The organism is Pedobacter sp. (genome assembly GCF_965279535.1).
Taxonomy (GTDB): Bacteria; Bacteroidota; Bacteroidia; order Sphingobacteriales; family Sphingobacteriaceae; genus Pedobacter.
On the sequence record NZ_OZ257244.1, the window covers coordinates 1,193,840 to 1,209,608 of the forward strand.

Genomic DNA, 15,769 nt, shown 5'->3' on the forward strand with positions numbered 1-15,769 from the left:
AAATTAATAAAATGGTCAAGAACTTCTCACTAATCAATGTAATAAATTAAATTTGTTGCATATACAGATGAAAAAAATTATCATTTTAACAGCGGCACTTTTTGTAGGAACAGTCTTAATGGCCTACCTCTACTTTTCCAGGTTGAACACAGAGAACAACGCTAAAGATCTTGCGCTTCAATCTGCTACAAACAATGCTGCTCTGGTTTTCTCTTTCCAGAACGATAAGGGATTTTATGAAATTGCAGAGAGCCAACAACTGCTACAACAGGCACTTGGAACTGAAAAAGTAGCATTGCTGCAACAGATTAAAAAGGAGCTGATTGATAATAATAAGTTAAACAGCTTTATTCAAAATCAACAAATCTATATCAGCGTACTTCCTGATGCTGATAAAACACTAAACTTTCTTTTTACTGTTCAGATTGATAAAGATCGAAATGTAAATCAATTCCAGGAACTTTTGAAAAAAAAGACATCTACTGTTAAAAACGAAAAGGAAGTCTATATAGTCAGATTCAGTGATAGCCTATCTCTTTTTATCGGTATACAACACCGTGTAATCACGGCTTCAACCTCCTTAAAATTAATCCAGGAGGCAGGTATTAGATTGGAAGATAATCCCTTTACTGCCTACATTAAAGAAAACAATCAGCAAAACAAGAGCGCCTTAGCCCGGGTATACATTAATTTTAATAAAGCTCCGTTCCTGCTCAAGAATATTATTGCCGGAAATTTAAATGGCGAGCTTAGTATTTTTGATCAGCAGGATAGTTATGCTGCGCTGAATTATAATTTCAGTAAAGAGCGAATATTGTTTAATGGATCAACAGAAATTAAGGGTACCAAAAATTACTTAAAGTTATTTGAAAATACAGCCTCACAAAACATCTCAATTACCAATATCCTGCCAGATAAGACGGCCAATTATGCCGTTTATGCAATAGACAACTATCCCACTTGGCTTAAAAAACTTACGCAATGGCTAGAACAAATTAATGAGTTGGATAAATCCAAAGCGGTTATTGCAGAAATAAAAAATGAGTATAGAATAGATCTGAACGAGGTATTTTCAAGCTATGTTAAAAATCAATTTATTACTTTTCAGCTGAACACAACAGAAAAATTAGGTGCTGTTGCTTTAAATAATGGAGAAAAAGTGAAACAGTTGCTACTGGATGTAAGTGCGGATTATAATGAGGAGATCAAAATATTTAAATCGGCCGGCATACTGTACAACTTTTTTGGAGAACCCTTTAAGAAATTTACACGCCCATATTACACCATCATTGATAATTATCTAATTGTTGCAAATAACGCAAGTACGGTACAATCGTTTTTAAATGACTACAAGAACAACAGACTCTTGCTACAAAACCAGGCTTATCTCGATGCTTTAAATCAGATTTCTACTACAGCAAATGTTAGTTTTTACATTAACACTAAAAACTCAGGAGATATTTTTAGAAATAATATTTTATTACCATACTATAAACATTTAAGGGCAGATAGTGGCTTAAAAAGTTTTGATACGTTCTGTTATCAAATGAGTGCAGAAAAAAACAAATTTAACACTAACATTCTCTTAAACAAATATTTAAAACCAGAAATACCAGATTCCCTAAGCAACCGTTAATTAAGAAACAAGCTAGAAACGCCCCCTAAATGAAGAAACTTTTACTCATAGTATCTGCATTCGTTATTGCAAATACTTCTTACGCTCAACAGTATTCCTTATTTGGAACCAAAACCATGTTCGATGCTTTTGAGAATCCTGCACAAAAATCATTCACTTTAGATTCTTCGAGAAAATTTTCTTCCAACTTTTTTCTGCCTTACTTTGGTGTAAATGCAGCTAACCGTGGAAGCGCCGAGGGAGTAATCAGAAAGCTGAGCCAGGAAGGCGTAAATGATACTGAAGGGCTTCCTATAGGAATGGGAGACATCAACCATCTTTACGAGAACAGCAACATTTACGTGGCTACTTTCCGTTTGTTTAAATCTTATAAATACCAGAAGGAAATGGGCTTTGCCTGGCAAATTCGATCAGATGCCCACATCGATTATACCAATGAAACACTCGCCATATTTGATACTTATCAGCGATTTAATCCCAACACAGAATATTTCGACATCTTCAACACCAAAGGATACCAGCAAAGCTATCACCAATTTAGCTTTACCTACAGAGAAAATTATAACAAACGATTATCTTTTGGTTTAAAAGCCAGCTTATTAAGTGGTATACTTTACAACAAATTAAATGTTACAGATTCTTACTTAAACATTAATCCGGAAAGCAATTCGCTAACCATCGGCTTAGCCGGAACTTATTCCAGCAATTTTTACGATACAGAAGAAATCAATAAGAAAACCTTTTTTCCTAACTTTAAAAACCCCGGGGTTTCACTGGGTTTTGGAACCACTTACACCACTAAAAAGGGGCTTTTTTTAATGGCTAATATCAAAGATCTGGGTTTTATCTGGTGGAGGAATACGACTCAAAGAACTACCGTTAACGAGCTTAAAGAGATCAATAATGTAGCCGATAACCAGGGCAACACCAATGATGAAATTAAAGATATTTTCTTGCTCTACCAGCAGAGCAAAAAGTTTATGGCATTAACCAATGCCAAAGCAGATATTTATCTTTCTAAAACTTATGGCTTTTATAAACCTGGCTTAGTGGTTTCTAAAAATTTATTTTACAAAGGCGGAGACATTGCCCTGGTTAACACTTTTAACTATAATGATTTCTCTGCCAGTGTTACCCCTCTGTACAACCTGAATAACATTTTTATGGTTGGGCTTCAGGGGAAATACCAGACTCCCAACTTTGAGCTGTTTTTAGGCACAGATAATCTGGTATCTACAGCAAGCCAGGCCAAAGGCATTTTAAAAGAAGACGCTACCATTGGTAAAGGCCCGAATGGTGCTTCATTTTATATGGGTGTGGGCATTAAATTCGGAAATACAGTTAACCATCCCCAATTTAGTGATGTAATGCCGGGCATTAACGACAATGAAGGCGGAAGCTTCTTTAAAAATCTGTTTTCAATATTTAAGCGAAAATAAAGCCTATGACTGAGCCTTTTGTTTTTTAGATTGCGTAACTACGAAGTCTTTAAGATAATAAGGTTCAAAGTAAGCTACATCTTCGAATTTACCTTGGTTAAAAGCTTCATTTGCAAGTTCTGATAAATATTGCGCAGAATTAAAATTGACCTCAGAAAATTGAGCCCGGTTATTGGTTAGCACTGCTTTACATTTTGCAGCGCCATCACCCAGAAAAGTGATTTGATTATCTGCTAAAAGTTCAGCAAAACTAAGCTCATCAATTATCCTGGCGGAAATGGGCTCCACCATATTCAGCTGTGCATCATAAACTGCTGCATAAACTTCCATTCTCCTGGCGTCTATCATGGGACAAATTAAACCCTGATAAGCCTGATTTTCTATCAAAAACCCTTTAGCCATCATTTCTAATGTGCTTATGGCAATTAAGGGGATACCTAAGGCATAGCAGAGTCCCTTAGCCGTAGAAACACCAATGCGCAGGCCTGTATACGACCCCGGGCCTTTACTTACTGCAACAGCATCAATGTCTTTAAAGGCTAAGCCTGCAGCAGAAACAACTTCATTAATAAATAAGGTAAGGTTGCTGGCATGCAAATTCTGACCGCTCTCTTCTTTAATTGCTATAGTTTGTCCATCTATTGATAATGCCACAGCACAAACTGCAGTTGCTGTTTCTATCTGAAGTATTTTTGCCATAGCGCAAATGTATTAATTAGATGTGAAAATTGAGGTGCAGGACCTGAGATTTGAGATACGACTGATTAACTAATATCAATCGAATCATATAAACGCTCAGCTAAGGCACAGGATCATGTCCGTGAGCTCCCCAGGGATGACAGCGTCCGATACGTTTTAAAGTCATCCAGCCTCCTTTAAAAGGCCCGTATTTACGAATGGCCTCTACTCCATATTGAGAGCAGGTAGGCGTAAACCTGCAATTTGCCCCAAGCATTGGAGAAATGGCATATTGGTAAACTTTAATCAGTCCCAAAAACAACCAGCTGAAAAGGCTACGAATGACTTTCATTGGGTTTGATTAAACTTAAAAAACGTTTAAAAGCGGCAAGTAGTTTTTTCTCAATAAAAGGAAAAGCATATTTATCCTTGCCAACGAATTGGATAGAGAGCAATAGCATTCCCTTATGCTCTGGCAATTGAAGGTATAAACTTTCCTGCTTATTTAAGCGGTAGGCTTCTCTGATCCTGCGTTTAAGCAAGTTACGATCGACAGCCCGCTTATATCTTTTTTTTGGAACATTGATTACAACCTGGGCTTTTACCTCAGCAGGTTCATCGATAAAAAGATAAGAGATACGAAGTGGATATAATAAAAAAGAAGAACCGTTTTTGAACAGTAGATCCAAATGTTTTCTACTGCACAACCGTTCTTCTTTTCGAAATGTATACATTGTTTTTGATTGATGATTGCAGATTTGATCTGCCTACTCCGTAAAGGAGGAGCAATCAAAAATTATGCTTTGTGCTTGCGCTCGTCAGAAACTGTTAATCTTTTTCTTCCTTTAGCACGACGTGATGCTAATACTCGTCTGCCGTTAGCTGTTGCCATTCTTTCGCGGAAGCCGTGTTTGTTTCTTCTCTTTCTTTGCGAAGGTTGGAATGTTCTTTTCATGACTGTATATTATCTATTGTAATTTTTAAAATTAAGAGGTGCAAATATAAAGCGATTTCTCTAAAATTGCAAGTCAGATTAATTTTATTTTTCTAAAAACAAATATATCTGCTCCCTGCTCAAAACAACCGTACTCTTAATGAGCGTTTTACATACCTAAAGCTGCTTTTAATTTCGTGTAACCGGTTTTGCTTACCGGCAGCCAAATATCGGATTTTAACAGCACAACATAACTATCTTTTTCTTTTAACTCAATCTTAGTTACCTGTGCCAGGTTAATAATGTAAGAACGGTGAATGCGTATAAATTGGGTTTGGTCTAGTGTTTGTTCAAAATAAGACATGGTTTTATTCTTATAAAAAACCCCATCAATGGTATTCAATTTTACATAATCATCGTCTGCTTCCAGGTAGTTAATATCGGAGGTTGGGATAATTTTAATTATGCCTTCCTTTTTCACTACTACCCTGTTATTCTGTGCAGGACTTAGTGCTGCTGCGTCTAACACTGCTTCAGTATTTTCTTTTTGATTGAGCTTGTTTGGTAATTTTTTAATCGCCGTATCAAACCTTCCCTTATCTATAGGTTTCAAAAGGTAATCGACTGCATTTACCTCAAATGCTTTTATCGCATACTCATCAAAAGCTGTTGTGAAAATAACTGCGGGCTTGTCTTCTACTAATTCCAGCATTTCAAACCCACTAATTTTAGGCATCTGTATATCTAAAAATATCAGATCGGGTTTATGCTGATTTATGGCCTTCAAGCCTTCAAAACCATCAACACATTCAGCAACAACCTCTATTTCAGGATGATCAGACAGGTAGTATTTTACAATATCTCTGGCCAGGGATTCATCATCAATTAGTATTGCTCTGATCATTTTTTTGCGGGATTTTAAGGGTGGTAATATATAAATTATTTGCCTCAATTTCTGTTTGCAAGAGGTGTGGATTTGCAAATAACAAATATAACCTGCGCTTAATGGCAGTTAAACCAAAACCAGTACCACCTGTGGCTTTCATTTCAGGATCGAAAGGATTTTGAATCCTTAATTTTAACAAATGAGCTTCTACACTGACATCAATCTTTATGGTTATGGCAGAAGAAGTATTGTAAAGGCCAAATTTGATTGCGTTTTCTACAATAGGTTGTAATAATGTACCGGGTAAGCATAAGTTCAATGTATCTTCAGCAATATTAACTTCTATGTTTAAGCGATGGCTAAATCTTACTTTTTCTATATCCAGGTAAAGCTGAATATACTCCATTTCTTCTTCTACAGAAACCCAGAGCTCATCGTCTCTTTTTAATGTACCTCTTAAAAATGAAGCCAGTTTGGTAATCATCACTCCAGCTTCCTTTGGATTGATCATAGTTAAAGCAAATACGGAGTTTAAGCTGTTAAAAAGAAAATGGGGCTGTAATTGGTGCCTCAATTTATTTAATTCGGCTTCCTTTGCAAGATTCTGAGCATCAAGCAAACGTGTTTGTGTTTCTGATTGCTCTTCTAATCTATACCATAGAATATTAGCCAAAGCGCACCAGGCTAAACAAACGAAACAGATGAGTGCCCTAAAAGCAAAGGAAAAATTATAAAATTCTTTATATTCTTTAAAATCGGAAAAAATATAAAACAGAGCATACTTGGACGCAAATATAACTACTGCAGTTAAGGCTATTGTTACAATGAGAACATAGAAAATACGTTCATTTTTTGGCTGATAATAGCCCAGCATATTGCTTACACTCACGCAGGCGGCCGCCAGAAAGAAGCTATTGATCAAACTATCAGTAAATGTTATTGCCCATGAAAAATTAACAGCATAATGCAATCCCACAGCGCATAGCACTACCCATGCCAATGCAAATACCAGGGCCGTTTTCTGTATCTGAGGTACTGATAAAGGTCTTACCGTCAAAATCTTCTAATTTTGTTGAGTTAATATTTTGTTTCTATGTGCAAGCTGCTCCAGGTATAAGGTTACTGAAGCAGGCTCTAATATCTGCGAATTCACCTCTACCCCATCTGCAGGTTCCGCTATTTCTAGTATAGCCCCAACTCCAATAAATTCCCAACGAACTTTCTGTCCTTCACAATTATTAAAAGGCTTATTGTACTCATTAGATCTTTTTTTAGCTTTAGCTAAGGCTGTCGGAAATCAGGTGCCACAACCAACCTTGTTTGTTCATTAAATTGCGGTGAGTGTGCGCCCTCACCGCTGATTATTTTAAAAATACAATTTACGGCAAACCATCTCATTGTTCAAGATTTAAAAACTTTTGATTTCTATTCCTCCAAACATGGCTGTTCCATCCAGCACTAAAGTTTTCTGGATTTCCCCTGTTGGGATCATGTGCCCCCTTTTATCTTCTACACTTCCAAATAATGCCGTTACGTTAGATTTTATCGCCCAATTTGGTGGAACAATTAATTTAATCCCCCCGAAAACAGCTGTTACATCTAATGATACAACCTCATGAAAATCGGCCTGGGTAAAATTGATATCTGCGCCACCAAAAACGGCGGTAATGTCTCCTCCCTTAAAATTTTTGGAATATACAGTTTGATGACTTCCACCAAAGAATGCAGAGGTATCAATAATATCATTGTTCATGGCCCTACCCGATTGCCCTACTTGTTCAGTGTTCGATTCTGTACTGAACTGGTCTTTAAAACTACTTTTTCCAGTATGCTGGTATTTTGGTCTAAAGATAAGAAAGCCCCCAATGATTACTAAACCAATGCCTAAAGCATATTTAGAAATATCAAAATCTAATCCAGGGATATCATCCAATGTAAAGTAAGCTCCCATCAGCAATAATACCAACCATCCTATTCCTTTAAAATTTCTACGTAACCCAATAAAAAGACCTATGGCCATCATTAATGTGGACCAGCTAAATATCCAGTCTGGAATATCCAGTCCAATATTATTGAGTAAAAAAGCGAAACCAATGATGACGATAATTAAACCACCCCAAACACGTCCAGAGTTTTTGATGTTGTTATGTTGATTTTCCATTTGTGTGTTCTTTATTATAGTTCAAACATATCTATAAAAACAGCATACAGAAATACTCTTCCTCCATCATTTGGTAAAAAGGCGGTGAGTGACCTGATTTTATCGGTGAAAATAATTTCATTACTTTGAGTTATGAAATTCATTTACCTCTTATCTGCACTACTTACCTGTTTTCATGCTTTTGGACAAAACATAGAAAGCAATTATAAAGTTTATGATACTAAAAATCATAAAATAATAAGCCTTGACGATATCGTTGAGGAAATGAACCATAATGATGTGCTTTTCTTTGGGGAAGAACACAACGACTCCATAGGACATTTTTTAGAGATTAGCCTGCTCGAAAAGCTAAACCAAAGATTCACTGGCCGTGTTGCATTGAGCATGGAAATGTTCCACACAGATATACAGCCCATTATAGATGAATATTTGGTGGGATTAATCTCTGAAAAGAACTTTATTAAAGAAGCAAGGGCCTGGAGCAATTACAAAGATTACAAGCCTTTAGTTGAGTTTGCAAAATTGAATAAATTAAATATTATAGCCGCAAATGCCGCAGCCAGGTATAGCAACGCCGTTACTGTGGGTGGTTTAGTTGTATTAGAGAAACTCCCAAAATCTTCTGCTGCTTTTTTACCACCTTTGCCTATTGACACTGCTAAGGGCAGATATCAAGATAAATTCAATGAAATACTAGGCGGCCACAGCATGGGCACGATGAAAGTATATCAAACTCAAAATTTTTGGGATGCCACCATGGCCTGGTCTATTTCCAGGTTTATACAAAAAAATAAAGGAATAAAGGTTTTTCAGGTAAACGGTCGCTTTCACAGTGACGAGCAACTTGGAACTTTTGCAAAGTTGCAGCAATATGCGCCTAAATTGAGGATAAAAAATATATCATCCTTTTCTGATGAAAGTTTCGACGAACCCAACTGGCAGAAATTCGAGTCGCTAGGCGATTATATCATTATAACTAACCCGAAAATTAAGAGAAGTTACTAAAAAGGCCGCAGATTTAATTTCTGCGGCCTTTTTGCTTTATACTTTTATCCTTTTGCTTTAATTGCATCACGGATTTCAGTAAGTAAAATTTCTTCTTTAGTTGGAGCAGGAGGTGCTGCAGCGGCTACAGCCTCTTCTTTACGTTTCATTGCATTGATGGCTTTAATCATCATGAAGATTACAAGGGCTAACAATAAGAAGTTAATAGCAACGGTAATAAAGTTACCATAGGCAAAAATAGCGGCTCCCTCAACCTTTTTAGCATCAACCAATGCTGTACCTTCAGGAACTGAACCTCTTAGCACTACGTACAAATTACTAAAATCCGGTTTACCAATAATTGCGGCAACTACTGGCATCACTAAATCATTAACAACACTATCTATAATTTTCCCGAACGCTCCACCAATGATTACGCCGACGGCCAGATCCATCACATTGCCTTTCAGGGCAAATTCTTTAAATTCTTTTACAAATCCCATATCATTAATTTATTGATTTATTTACTAATGTAGCAAACATTAAATTCATTACAAATGTTTAGGAAATAATTTAAAAACCAAACTAATCAAATGCATTTGGATTAATTCCAAAGAATATCTGAAATCATTTGTTTATTTTTGCTCCATTCTTTTATATATACTATGCTAAAGCAACATCTACAACAAAAACTATTACAGAAATTATCTCCACAACAGATACAATTTATTAAACTGTTGCAGGTACCAACTGTTGCTTTAGACACCAGAGTAAAAGAAGAACTCGAAGAAAATCCAGCTTTGGAGGATCCTAGTTTAATGACTCAGGATGAACCCAGAAGCGAATATGATGACTTGAATGATTCACCTGAAGATTATGAAAAGTCTTCTGATGAAGGAACAGATGAATTCAATGTAGACGATTACCTGCAGGATGATAGTGCCAACGATTATAGTACAAACTATAATAATGGTGATGATGATGAAGAAAAGAAAGAAACACCTATTGCAATAGAAAGTACTTTTTTTGAAAGTCTTCAAGAACAACTTGACCTTATCCCCCTCTCCGATCAAGATTTTGTAATTGGCAAACAGATTATCGGAAGCCTCGATGATGACGGCTATTTGCGTCGTCCGTTAAGTTCGATGATTGACGACCTGGCTTTTTCACAGAACGTGATGGTAGAAGAAGAGGATGTTTTGGAAATGCTAAAACTGATTCAGAGTTTTGATCCTCCAGGCATTGGTGCCCGTGATTTAAAAGAATGTTTACTCATTCAGTTAAAACGAAAAGATGTAAACAATCCCATCATCATCAAAGCAATTAATGTTGTAGAAAACTATCTCGATGAATTTACGCGTAAACATTACGATAAGCTGGAACGAAGCTTAGGCTTAGATAGTGAGGAATTGAAGGAAATCGTGAATGAAATCTTAAGGCTAAACCCTAAACCAGGAGACGCTAATCAGGTTACAACCAAGCAAATGCAAATTATTCCTGATTTTCACATCAGCAATAACGATGGCATATTGGTACTCACTTTAAATTCAAAGAATGCACCAGAGTTAAAAGTTAGTCGCTCCTATCAGGAGATGTTTGAGCATTATGACAAGGCCTCTTCTAAAGATAAAAAACTTAAGGAAGCGGTACAATTTGTAAAGCAAAAATTAGATTCGGCGAAATGGTTTATTGACGCTATTAAGCAAAGGCAACAAACCTTACTAAAAACGATGAATGCCATTATGCATTATCAATATGAGTATTTTTTAACTGCTGACGAACGTAAATTACGTCCGATGATATTAAAAGATATTGCGGATAAGATTGATATGGATATCTCTACTGTTTCGAGGGTTGCCAATTCTAAATATGTACAAACTGAGTTTGGAACTTTCCTTTTAAAATCATTTTTCTCTGAAGCTATCCAAACCGAAAACGGTGAAGAAGTTTCTAACAAAGAGGTTAAAAAGATCCTGGAAGATTGTATCGGCAATGAAGACAAGCGTAAGCCATTGGCAGATGAGAAGTTAACAGAAATCCTGAAAGACAGGGGCTACAACATTGCCCGAAGAACAGTTGCAAAATATCGTGAACAAATGAATATCCCTGTTGCCAGATTAAGAAAAGAGCTTTAAGCAGTTCACAGTTTTCAATTTGCAATTTTAATTTCAAAAAAAAGTAAGTATTCAAGATTAGCGATTCGTATTTCTGGCTTATCAAGATTTCTTATTATGGTTCTATTGAACAGTGACCAACTGTCCTCCGGCAAGAGCAAAATTACAATTAATTATAGATCAAGCCTATAAATTCGATTACATGTTTTGACGCCAGTTAGGACACCTACCATATTTTAATATAAGAAGGCACTTTGTAGATGTTGTTTAGCAATAATCCCAAGACTATCTCATGGCTTCCATTGCTTACCTGATTCAGTTCGGAAGTAGTAAAATCATAAGAATAGGTCAGATTCACCATTTTACCGATGTTAAAGCCTGCCATTGCTGAAAAAGAATCGTCTTTTCTATAGCTTCCGCCTAACCATACTTTATCCTTAAAGGCTAATTTTGCATTCAAATCTACTGAGACCGGACTTGGCTGAACATATTTTACCATAACAGATGGAATGACTGCAATATCATCATCAACAAAAAATTTATACCCCGTGGTAGCAAAGAAATGTGGCACCTCCTTTCCCTGATTAAAAGCATTATCTGCTGTAAAACTCAACTTTTGGGGTAAAATCTGTTGAACAGATAGACCAGCAAACATTCTGGCACCATAAAGCCATAGCCCTACGCTTAAATCGGGCTTAACCTGATTGGTAAGCGCCCTATTTAATGCCGGATCATAAGGAGTATCAAAAGAAAGCGCATTTACATCAAGCGATATACTGGAAATTCCTGCTGCTATACCTGCAGACAGATTAAAGTTATTGCTCAGCTGAAGATGATAGGCATAAGTAACATTAGCATCTAATCTCTTTATAGGACCTGTTTTATCCAATACGGCCGCCACGCCCATACCATGGTGTGAGGGAGATGACATATAATTTTGGGTATAACTTCTATCCATTGGGTTTCCAGTTTGCTCGGGAAAAGATGTAAGTGCATTACTCCAGAGTTGGTTATCGCCTAGCGCCCAGTGCGCAGAAACAAACGAAGTTTGAGGGGCATCAGCAATACCGCTCCATTGCTTACGATATCCACCTTTAAAGTCTATGTAATTCTCAATTCCAGATAAAGCCGGATTTAACAGGTATTGATTAAAAATATACTGGGTATACTGAGGTTTCTGCTGTGCAAAAGCGCCAACACCAAATAGCATTACAAATAGGAGAACGATTTTTTTCAATTTATCTGATTATTGTTAGTGGACCACTTACTGTTTTTCTTCCGTTTCTTGGATTAATAATATAATAATATACCCCCACAGGCAAAGGTTCATTCTGAAAGGTTCCATCGAAGGGAGTTTTGTACCCTAAATTACTAAAGAAAACCCTAGTTCCGTTTCTGTTAAAAACCTCAACACTTGCATTTGGGTAAGTATCTAAATACTTAATGTTCCATACATCATTAATATTATCGCCATTTGGTGTGAACACATTTGGGGGTGTCAAAGCTTGCAAAACTTTAACGGCAACTAAAGAAGTTGTAGTGCAATTTTTATCGCTGGTTACAATTAAGGTGTAAGTAATATCCTGCTCTGGAGACGCGACCGGATTTAACACATCATCCCGGTTTAACCCGGTAGATGGCGACCACTTAAAGCTTAAATTATCGCCTTCAGCCTGGGCAGGTATCGCTATTTCTCCACCTGCCAGGATATAAATCATTGGCCCTGCATCAGCTACCGGCGACTTATTTACCACTACAGTTTGGGTAACCAGCTCAGTGCAGCCATTTTCTGCAACAAATGTGTAAGTAAGCAAATGGGATCCAATACTTACCAGTTTAGGGTTAAACCTTCCACTTTCATCAATTCCTTCTCCAGTGTACACGCCTTTTCCTAAAATCCCTGAGGTTTCATGAGCCTGATTAATTAAAACACTACCATCATTTTGACATATTTCGGGCACTGCTGAAAAAGTTAATTGCGGGGTAGGTTTTAGCGAAATTTCTGTGTCCTTATTTTTAAAACAGCCTTCGCCAGAATAGGCCACTAATCGAATCGTGACTTTCTTTTCTGCATTACCCCCGAAAGCCGGATAGGTTAAAGCAATATCCTCTGCTGTAGGATTTAGTATAGTTTGAAAATCTTCAGGCGCATTGAGAAAATCTTTATAAATAATAATCTTTGTTACGTTTCCATATGAAACCGTAGAGGTATTATTGATGATAACCTGCTGATTACTACACAAACTTGCCTCGTTCTGAATAATAAAGTCTGCTTTTTCTACATTCCCATTTACAACAAAATTTTGCGTTATTATTGATTCACAACCATTCGAATTTGTGATTTTAAGGGAAACGCTGTACGTTCCTGCTACAGGATAAGTGTGCTTTCCATCTTTTGATGTTGCTATATTGGGATTGGCTACAGTGGAATGGGTTGGATCGCCAAAATTCCATTCATATTTCAAATTTCCATCAGCATCCTTTGCATCGGTAGATTTATTGGTAAATACAGCGAAAGGGTCTGCTAAACAAATAGTGAACATACTGAAATCAGCAATCGGCAAATCGACAACAGTCACATCGAACGAAAAGACATCACTTTTACAACCTTTTGCTGAGGTAGTTACAAGCTTAATTGTATACTTTCCTAACTTATTGTACTGATAAGAAAATGGTTCTGAGGTAGTCTTATTCACAGGGTTACTTCCATCGCCAAAATCCCAATTCCAGTTTACAATTTCATTTGGATTTAATGCACTGCTGATGGTAGAAACATCAACTATTTCGAAGCTTTTATTTATACAGGCTACGGCCGCCGCGTTGAACTTTGAAATAGGTTTGGGCGAAATTGATACTGTTTGAGCGGGTGCTGGCTCTGAAAAGCAGCCCGCCCCTGATTTCACAGCCAATGTAACATTATAATTTCCTTCAGTTTGATATTGATGTTTGGGGTTTTGTTCTGTTGATGTTTTTCCATCTCCAAAATCCCACAACCATTCTGTTACCGTGAAATCTTTAGCATTTGAGAGACTTTGATCAGTAAAGCTTACATCATTTTGTGCACAACCCTTTTCTTCAGCAGTAAACTTAGCGGTAGGGAGATCATAAATATTAAAAATATAATCCGTTGTTAAGTCTCCACTATTGCAATTGGAAGCGTTATTAGGGACGTGAGCAACAATTTCTAAATGGTATTCTCCTGAAACGGTATAAACCTTACTTAACGGGTAGCTATATACATATATGGTTTGTCCGTTAATATTTTTTACTTCAGGCGTGGGATTGGACGTTATTTCTGGTGTTCCTTTATCCAGTGTCCAGATTATTCTGTCAGCCTGATAAGGAAGGTTTATTTTTAAATTAAGCTCCTGCCCCACACAACCACTCGGTCCTTCTTCCATCCTGGAATTGTTTACAACGGTGAGATAATTATTAGAAGATAAGTTTGTACCTGCAGAATAAGAATAAGATTCTGCTTGTCCGAATCCGTAGGCAATGGCATTAAAACCATCATCTGCCGTTAAGGTAATGCTACTTTGTGAAACAGGCAGCTGGGCATAGGCATACAATGAATTACCAGCTAGCGGAATCCAATTTGCTGATACAGGCACATTGTTCATTTTAAAAGTACTGGTTTTATCTGCACGCATAAGTACATTTATATACCTGCTGGTGATGGCCTGTAAGGTTGAAGAAAATACCGTAATACCTTTAATATTAAATTCTATCGGATTTAACATCACCATTTCCGGATCTCCTATTATTGTGCCGCCCATTGCATTTGAGCACGCCTGGGTAAGCGAATATTGCGCAACACTAATCAGTTTATCTGAAGAAATGTATGTAGATTGTGTTAAGGTACTGCTTTCATGATAAGCACCTTTATTTAATGTATAGGTTTGTCCGTTATAGGTAATGTGTGTATCATCTTCCTGTGCCAATACGCGAAGGATATAATTTCGATCAATAAACGGAACCACACCATAATTTTTACCCCAGCTTACAGTTGGATAAAGTTGCTGATACAAAGGATCCTGAGAGCCTGTACATGCAATATATAGCACCGAACTCCCTGAAAATGCAGCGAATCGTTTACAAGAAGATGTTTCTTTATCCACTTCTACATAAACTCCTGTTAAATCATTGAAGTTATTGGGCATATATTCATAAACATCACCCGGATTTGCCAGGTTGATTTTTAAAACATTGCCATTCTTTTCGTGCAATAAAATAGTTGTATTAGCCTCAGCAGCAACTAATGTAAGATAATTATTCCCCTGTGGTGCACCACTTAACTGGGTATAATTCATGGAGTAATAAGTTTGACCTAAGGTTTCAAAAGGTAGAATCAGAGAGGCTGCAGATCTTGCAGCACCATACATGTGTGCATAGACAGAAACCTTGGGCTTATCATCTTCTACTTTAATGTGTATGCCTCTATTGATGAGATTCATATTGGCTTCAGCGAAATTGATGTAAGCCTGCGCCCAGGTAATATCGAACTGAATTGCTGAATTTGCGGGTATATCTTTTGTTTGTGTATAAGCTCCACAACTCACCGTTACCCTCGAATTGGATTTAGCGGTAACAAATACAGCAATATTTGCATGATTATTAAGTGTTGTACCTCCATTTCCGCTGGCTACATGTGTAGGAAATACTGCCCAAAAGTCAAACCCTTCATTTGAAACATTCTGCCCAAGTACATGAGCAGAAAAAAACAGGGAAAATAATAAAACTAATAAGCAGATTCTATTCATCACTTGATTAGTTAAATTGAGCGGGATGGTACATTACACATTATGCTAAGTAAATGCAATATACCATTTATCATACACAAGAAAAATATGTGCACAAAAAAATAACACCAATTAGCCACAAAATGTGCTATTGGTGTAAAAAAGCAGGGGGTTGATGTAAAATTTTTCTCAGTTTAA

Annotated in this window: 15 protein-coding genes and 1 pseudogene; 4 read left to right on the top strand and 12 right to left on the bottom strand. The window is 36.8% G+C overall.

The window, feature by feature from the left end:
* Positions 1-67 precede the first annotated feature (67 nt).
* Both ACQY77_RS04680 and ACQY77_RS04685 read left to right on the top strand, forming a co-directional pair.
* Positions 68-1,636, top strand: coding sequence for a hypothetical protein (locus tag ACQY77_RS04680; RefSeq protein ID WP_421939144.1), 1,569 nt, complete (start codon positions 68-70; stop codon positions 1,634-1,636).
* Between the two features lie 29 nt (positions 1,637-1,665).
* On the top strand, positions 1,666-3,075 hold the full coding sequence (locus ACQY77_RS04685; RefSeq protein WP_421939143.1) for a DUF5723 family protein: 1,410 nt from the start codon (positions 1,666-1,668) through the stop codon (positions 3,073-3,075).
* A gap of 3 nt (positions 3,076-3,078) precedes the next feature.
* Here ACQY77_RS04685 and tsaB read toward each other — a convergent pair whose 3' ends face one another.
* From tsaB to ACQY77_RS04730, 9 genes and pseudogenes are all read right to left on the bottom strand, one after another.
* A complete protein-coding gene (tsaB, locus tag ACQY77_RS04690) occupies positions 3,079-3,774 on the bottom strand; it encodes a tRNA (adenosine(37)-N6)-threonylcarbamoyltransferase complex dimerization subunit type 1 TsaB (protein ID WP_421939142.1) in 696 nt (231 codons plus the stop codon).
* A 100-nt stretch (positions 3,775-3,874) separates the two neighbouring features.
* Positions 3,875-4,105, bottom strand: coding sequence for a membrane protein insertion efficiency factor YidD (gene yidD / locus ACQY77_RS04695; RefSeq protein ID WP_421939141.1), 231 nt, complete (start codon positions 4,103-4,105; stop codon positions 3,875-3,877).
* Positions 4,089-4,487: a ribonuclease P protein component gene (locus ACQY77_RS04700; RefSeq protein WP_421939140.1), complete on the bottom strand. Its 399-nt coding sequence runs from the start codon at positions 4,485-4,487 to the stop codon at positions 4,089-4,091. Before ACQY77_RS04700 ends, yidD begins: the two co-directional genes overlap by 17 nt.
* A 62-nt stretch (positions 4,488-4,549) precedes the next feature.
* A complete protein-coding gene (gene rpmH / locus ACQY77_RS04705) occupies positions 4,550-4,708 on the bottom strand; it encodes a 50S ribosomal protein L34 (RefSeq protein WP_090883778.1) in 159 nt (52 codons plus the stop codon).
* 148 nt (positions 4,709-4,856) lie between these two features.
* Positions 4,857-5,591 carry a LytR/AlgR family response regulator transcription factor gene (locus ACQY77_RS04710; protein ID WP_421939139.1) on the bottom strand — a complete coding sequence of 245 codons (735 nt, stop codon included), beginning with the start codon at positions 5,589-5,591 and terminating at the stop codon, positions 4,857-4,859.
* Positions 5,569-6,630 carry a sensor histidine kinase gene (locus ACQY77_RS04715; protein ID WP_421939138.1) on the bottom strand — a complete coding sequence of 354 codons (1,062 nt, stop codon included), beginning with the start codon at positions 6,628-6,630 and terminating at the stop codon, positions 5,569-5,571. The genes ACQY77_RS04710 and ACQY77_RS04715 overlap by 23 nt, the downstream gene beginning before the upstream one ends.
* 6 nt (positions 6,631-6,636) lie before the next feature.
* Positions 6,637-6,852, bottom strand: a pseudogene (locus ACQY77_RS04720) (DUF4288 domain-containing protein); the annotation flags it as partial.
* A gap of 2 nt (positions 6,853-6,854) precedes the next feature.
* Positions 6,855-6,971, bottom strand: coding sequence for a DUF4288 domain-containing protein (locus tag ACQY77_RS04725; protein ID WP_421939137.1), 117 nt, complete (start codon positions 6,969-6,971; stop codon positions 6,855-6,857).
* 10 nt (positions 6,972-6,981) lie between these two features.
* A complete protein-coding gene (locus ACQY77_RS04730) occupies positions 6,982-7,734 on the bottom strand; it encodes a LiaF transmembrane domain-containing protein (RefSeq protein WP_421939136.1) in 753 nt (250 codons plus the stop codon).
* Positions 7,735-7,866: 132 nt separating this feature from the next.
* Between ACQY77_RS04730 and ACQY77_RS04735 the strand changes: the two genes are divergently transcribed.
* The gene (locus tag ACQY77_RS04735) at positions 7,867-8,739 is read left to right on the top strand and encodes a ChaN family lipoprotein (RefSeq protein WP_421939135.1); all 873 of its coding nucleotides are present in this window, start codon (positions 7,867-7,869) and stop codon (positions 8,737-8,739) included.
* 44 nt (positions 8,740-8,783) lie between these two features.
* Here ACQY77_RS04735 and mscL read toward each other — a convergent pair whose 3' ends face one another.
* Positions 8,784-9,221 (bottom strand): large conductance mechanosensitive channel protein MscL, encoded by a 438-nt coding sequence (gene mscL, locus ACQY77_RS04740; RefSeq protein ID WP_421939134.1) that lies wholly within the window; start codon positions 9,219-9,221, stop codon positions 8,784-8,786.
* Positions 9,222-9,383: 162 nt separating this feature from the next.
* On the opposite strand from mscL, the gene rpoN reads away from it, so the two are divergent.
* Positions 9,384-10,853, top strand: coding sequence for an RNA polymerase factor sigma-54 (gene rpoN, locus ACQY77_RS04745; protein ID WP_421939133.1), 1,470 nt, complete (start codon positions 9,384-9,386; stop codon positions 10,851-10,853).
* Positions 10,854-11,058: 205 nt separating this feature from the next.
* On the opposite strand, the gene ACQY77_RS04750 is transcribed toward rpoN, so the two are convergent.
* On the bottom strand, positions 11,059-12,069 hold the full coding sequence (locus tag ACQY77_RS04750; RefSeq protein WP_421939132.1) for a type IX secretion system membrane protein PorP/SprF: 1,011 nt from the start codon (positions 12,067-12,069) through the stop codon (positions 11,059-11,061).
* A 1-nt stretch (position 12,070) separates the two neighbouring features.
* Positions 12,071-15,592, bottom strand: coding sequence for a PKD domain-containing protein (locus ACQY77_RS04755; RefSeq protein WP_421939131.1), 3,522 nt, complete (start codon positions 15,590-15,592; stop codon positions 12,071-12,073).
* Between the last annotated feature and the right edge of the window lie 177 nt (positions 15,593-15,769).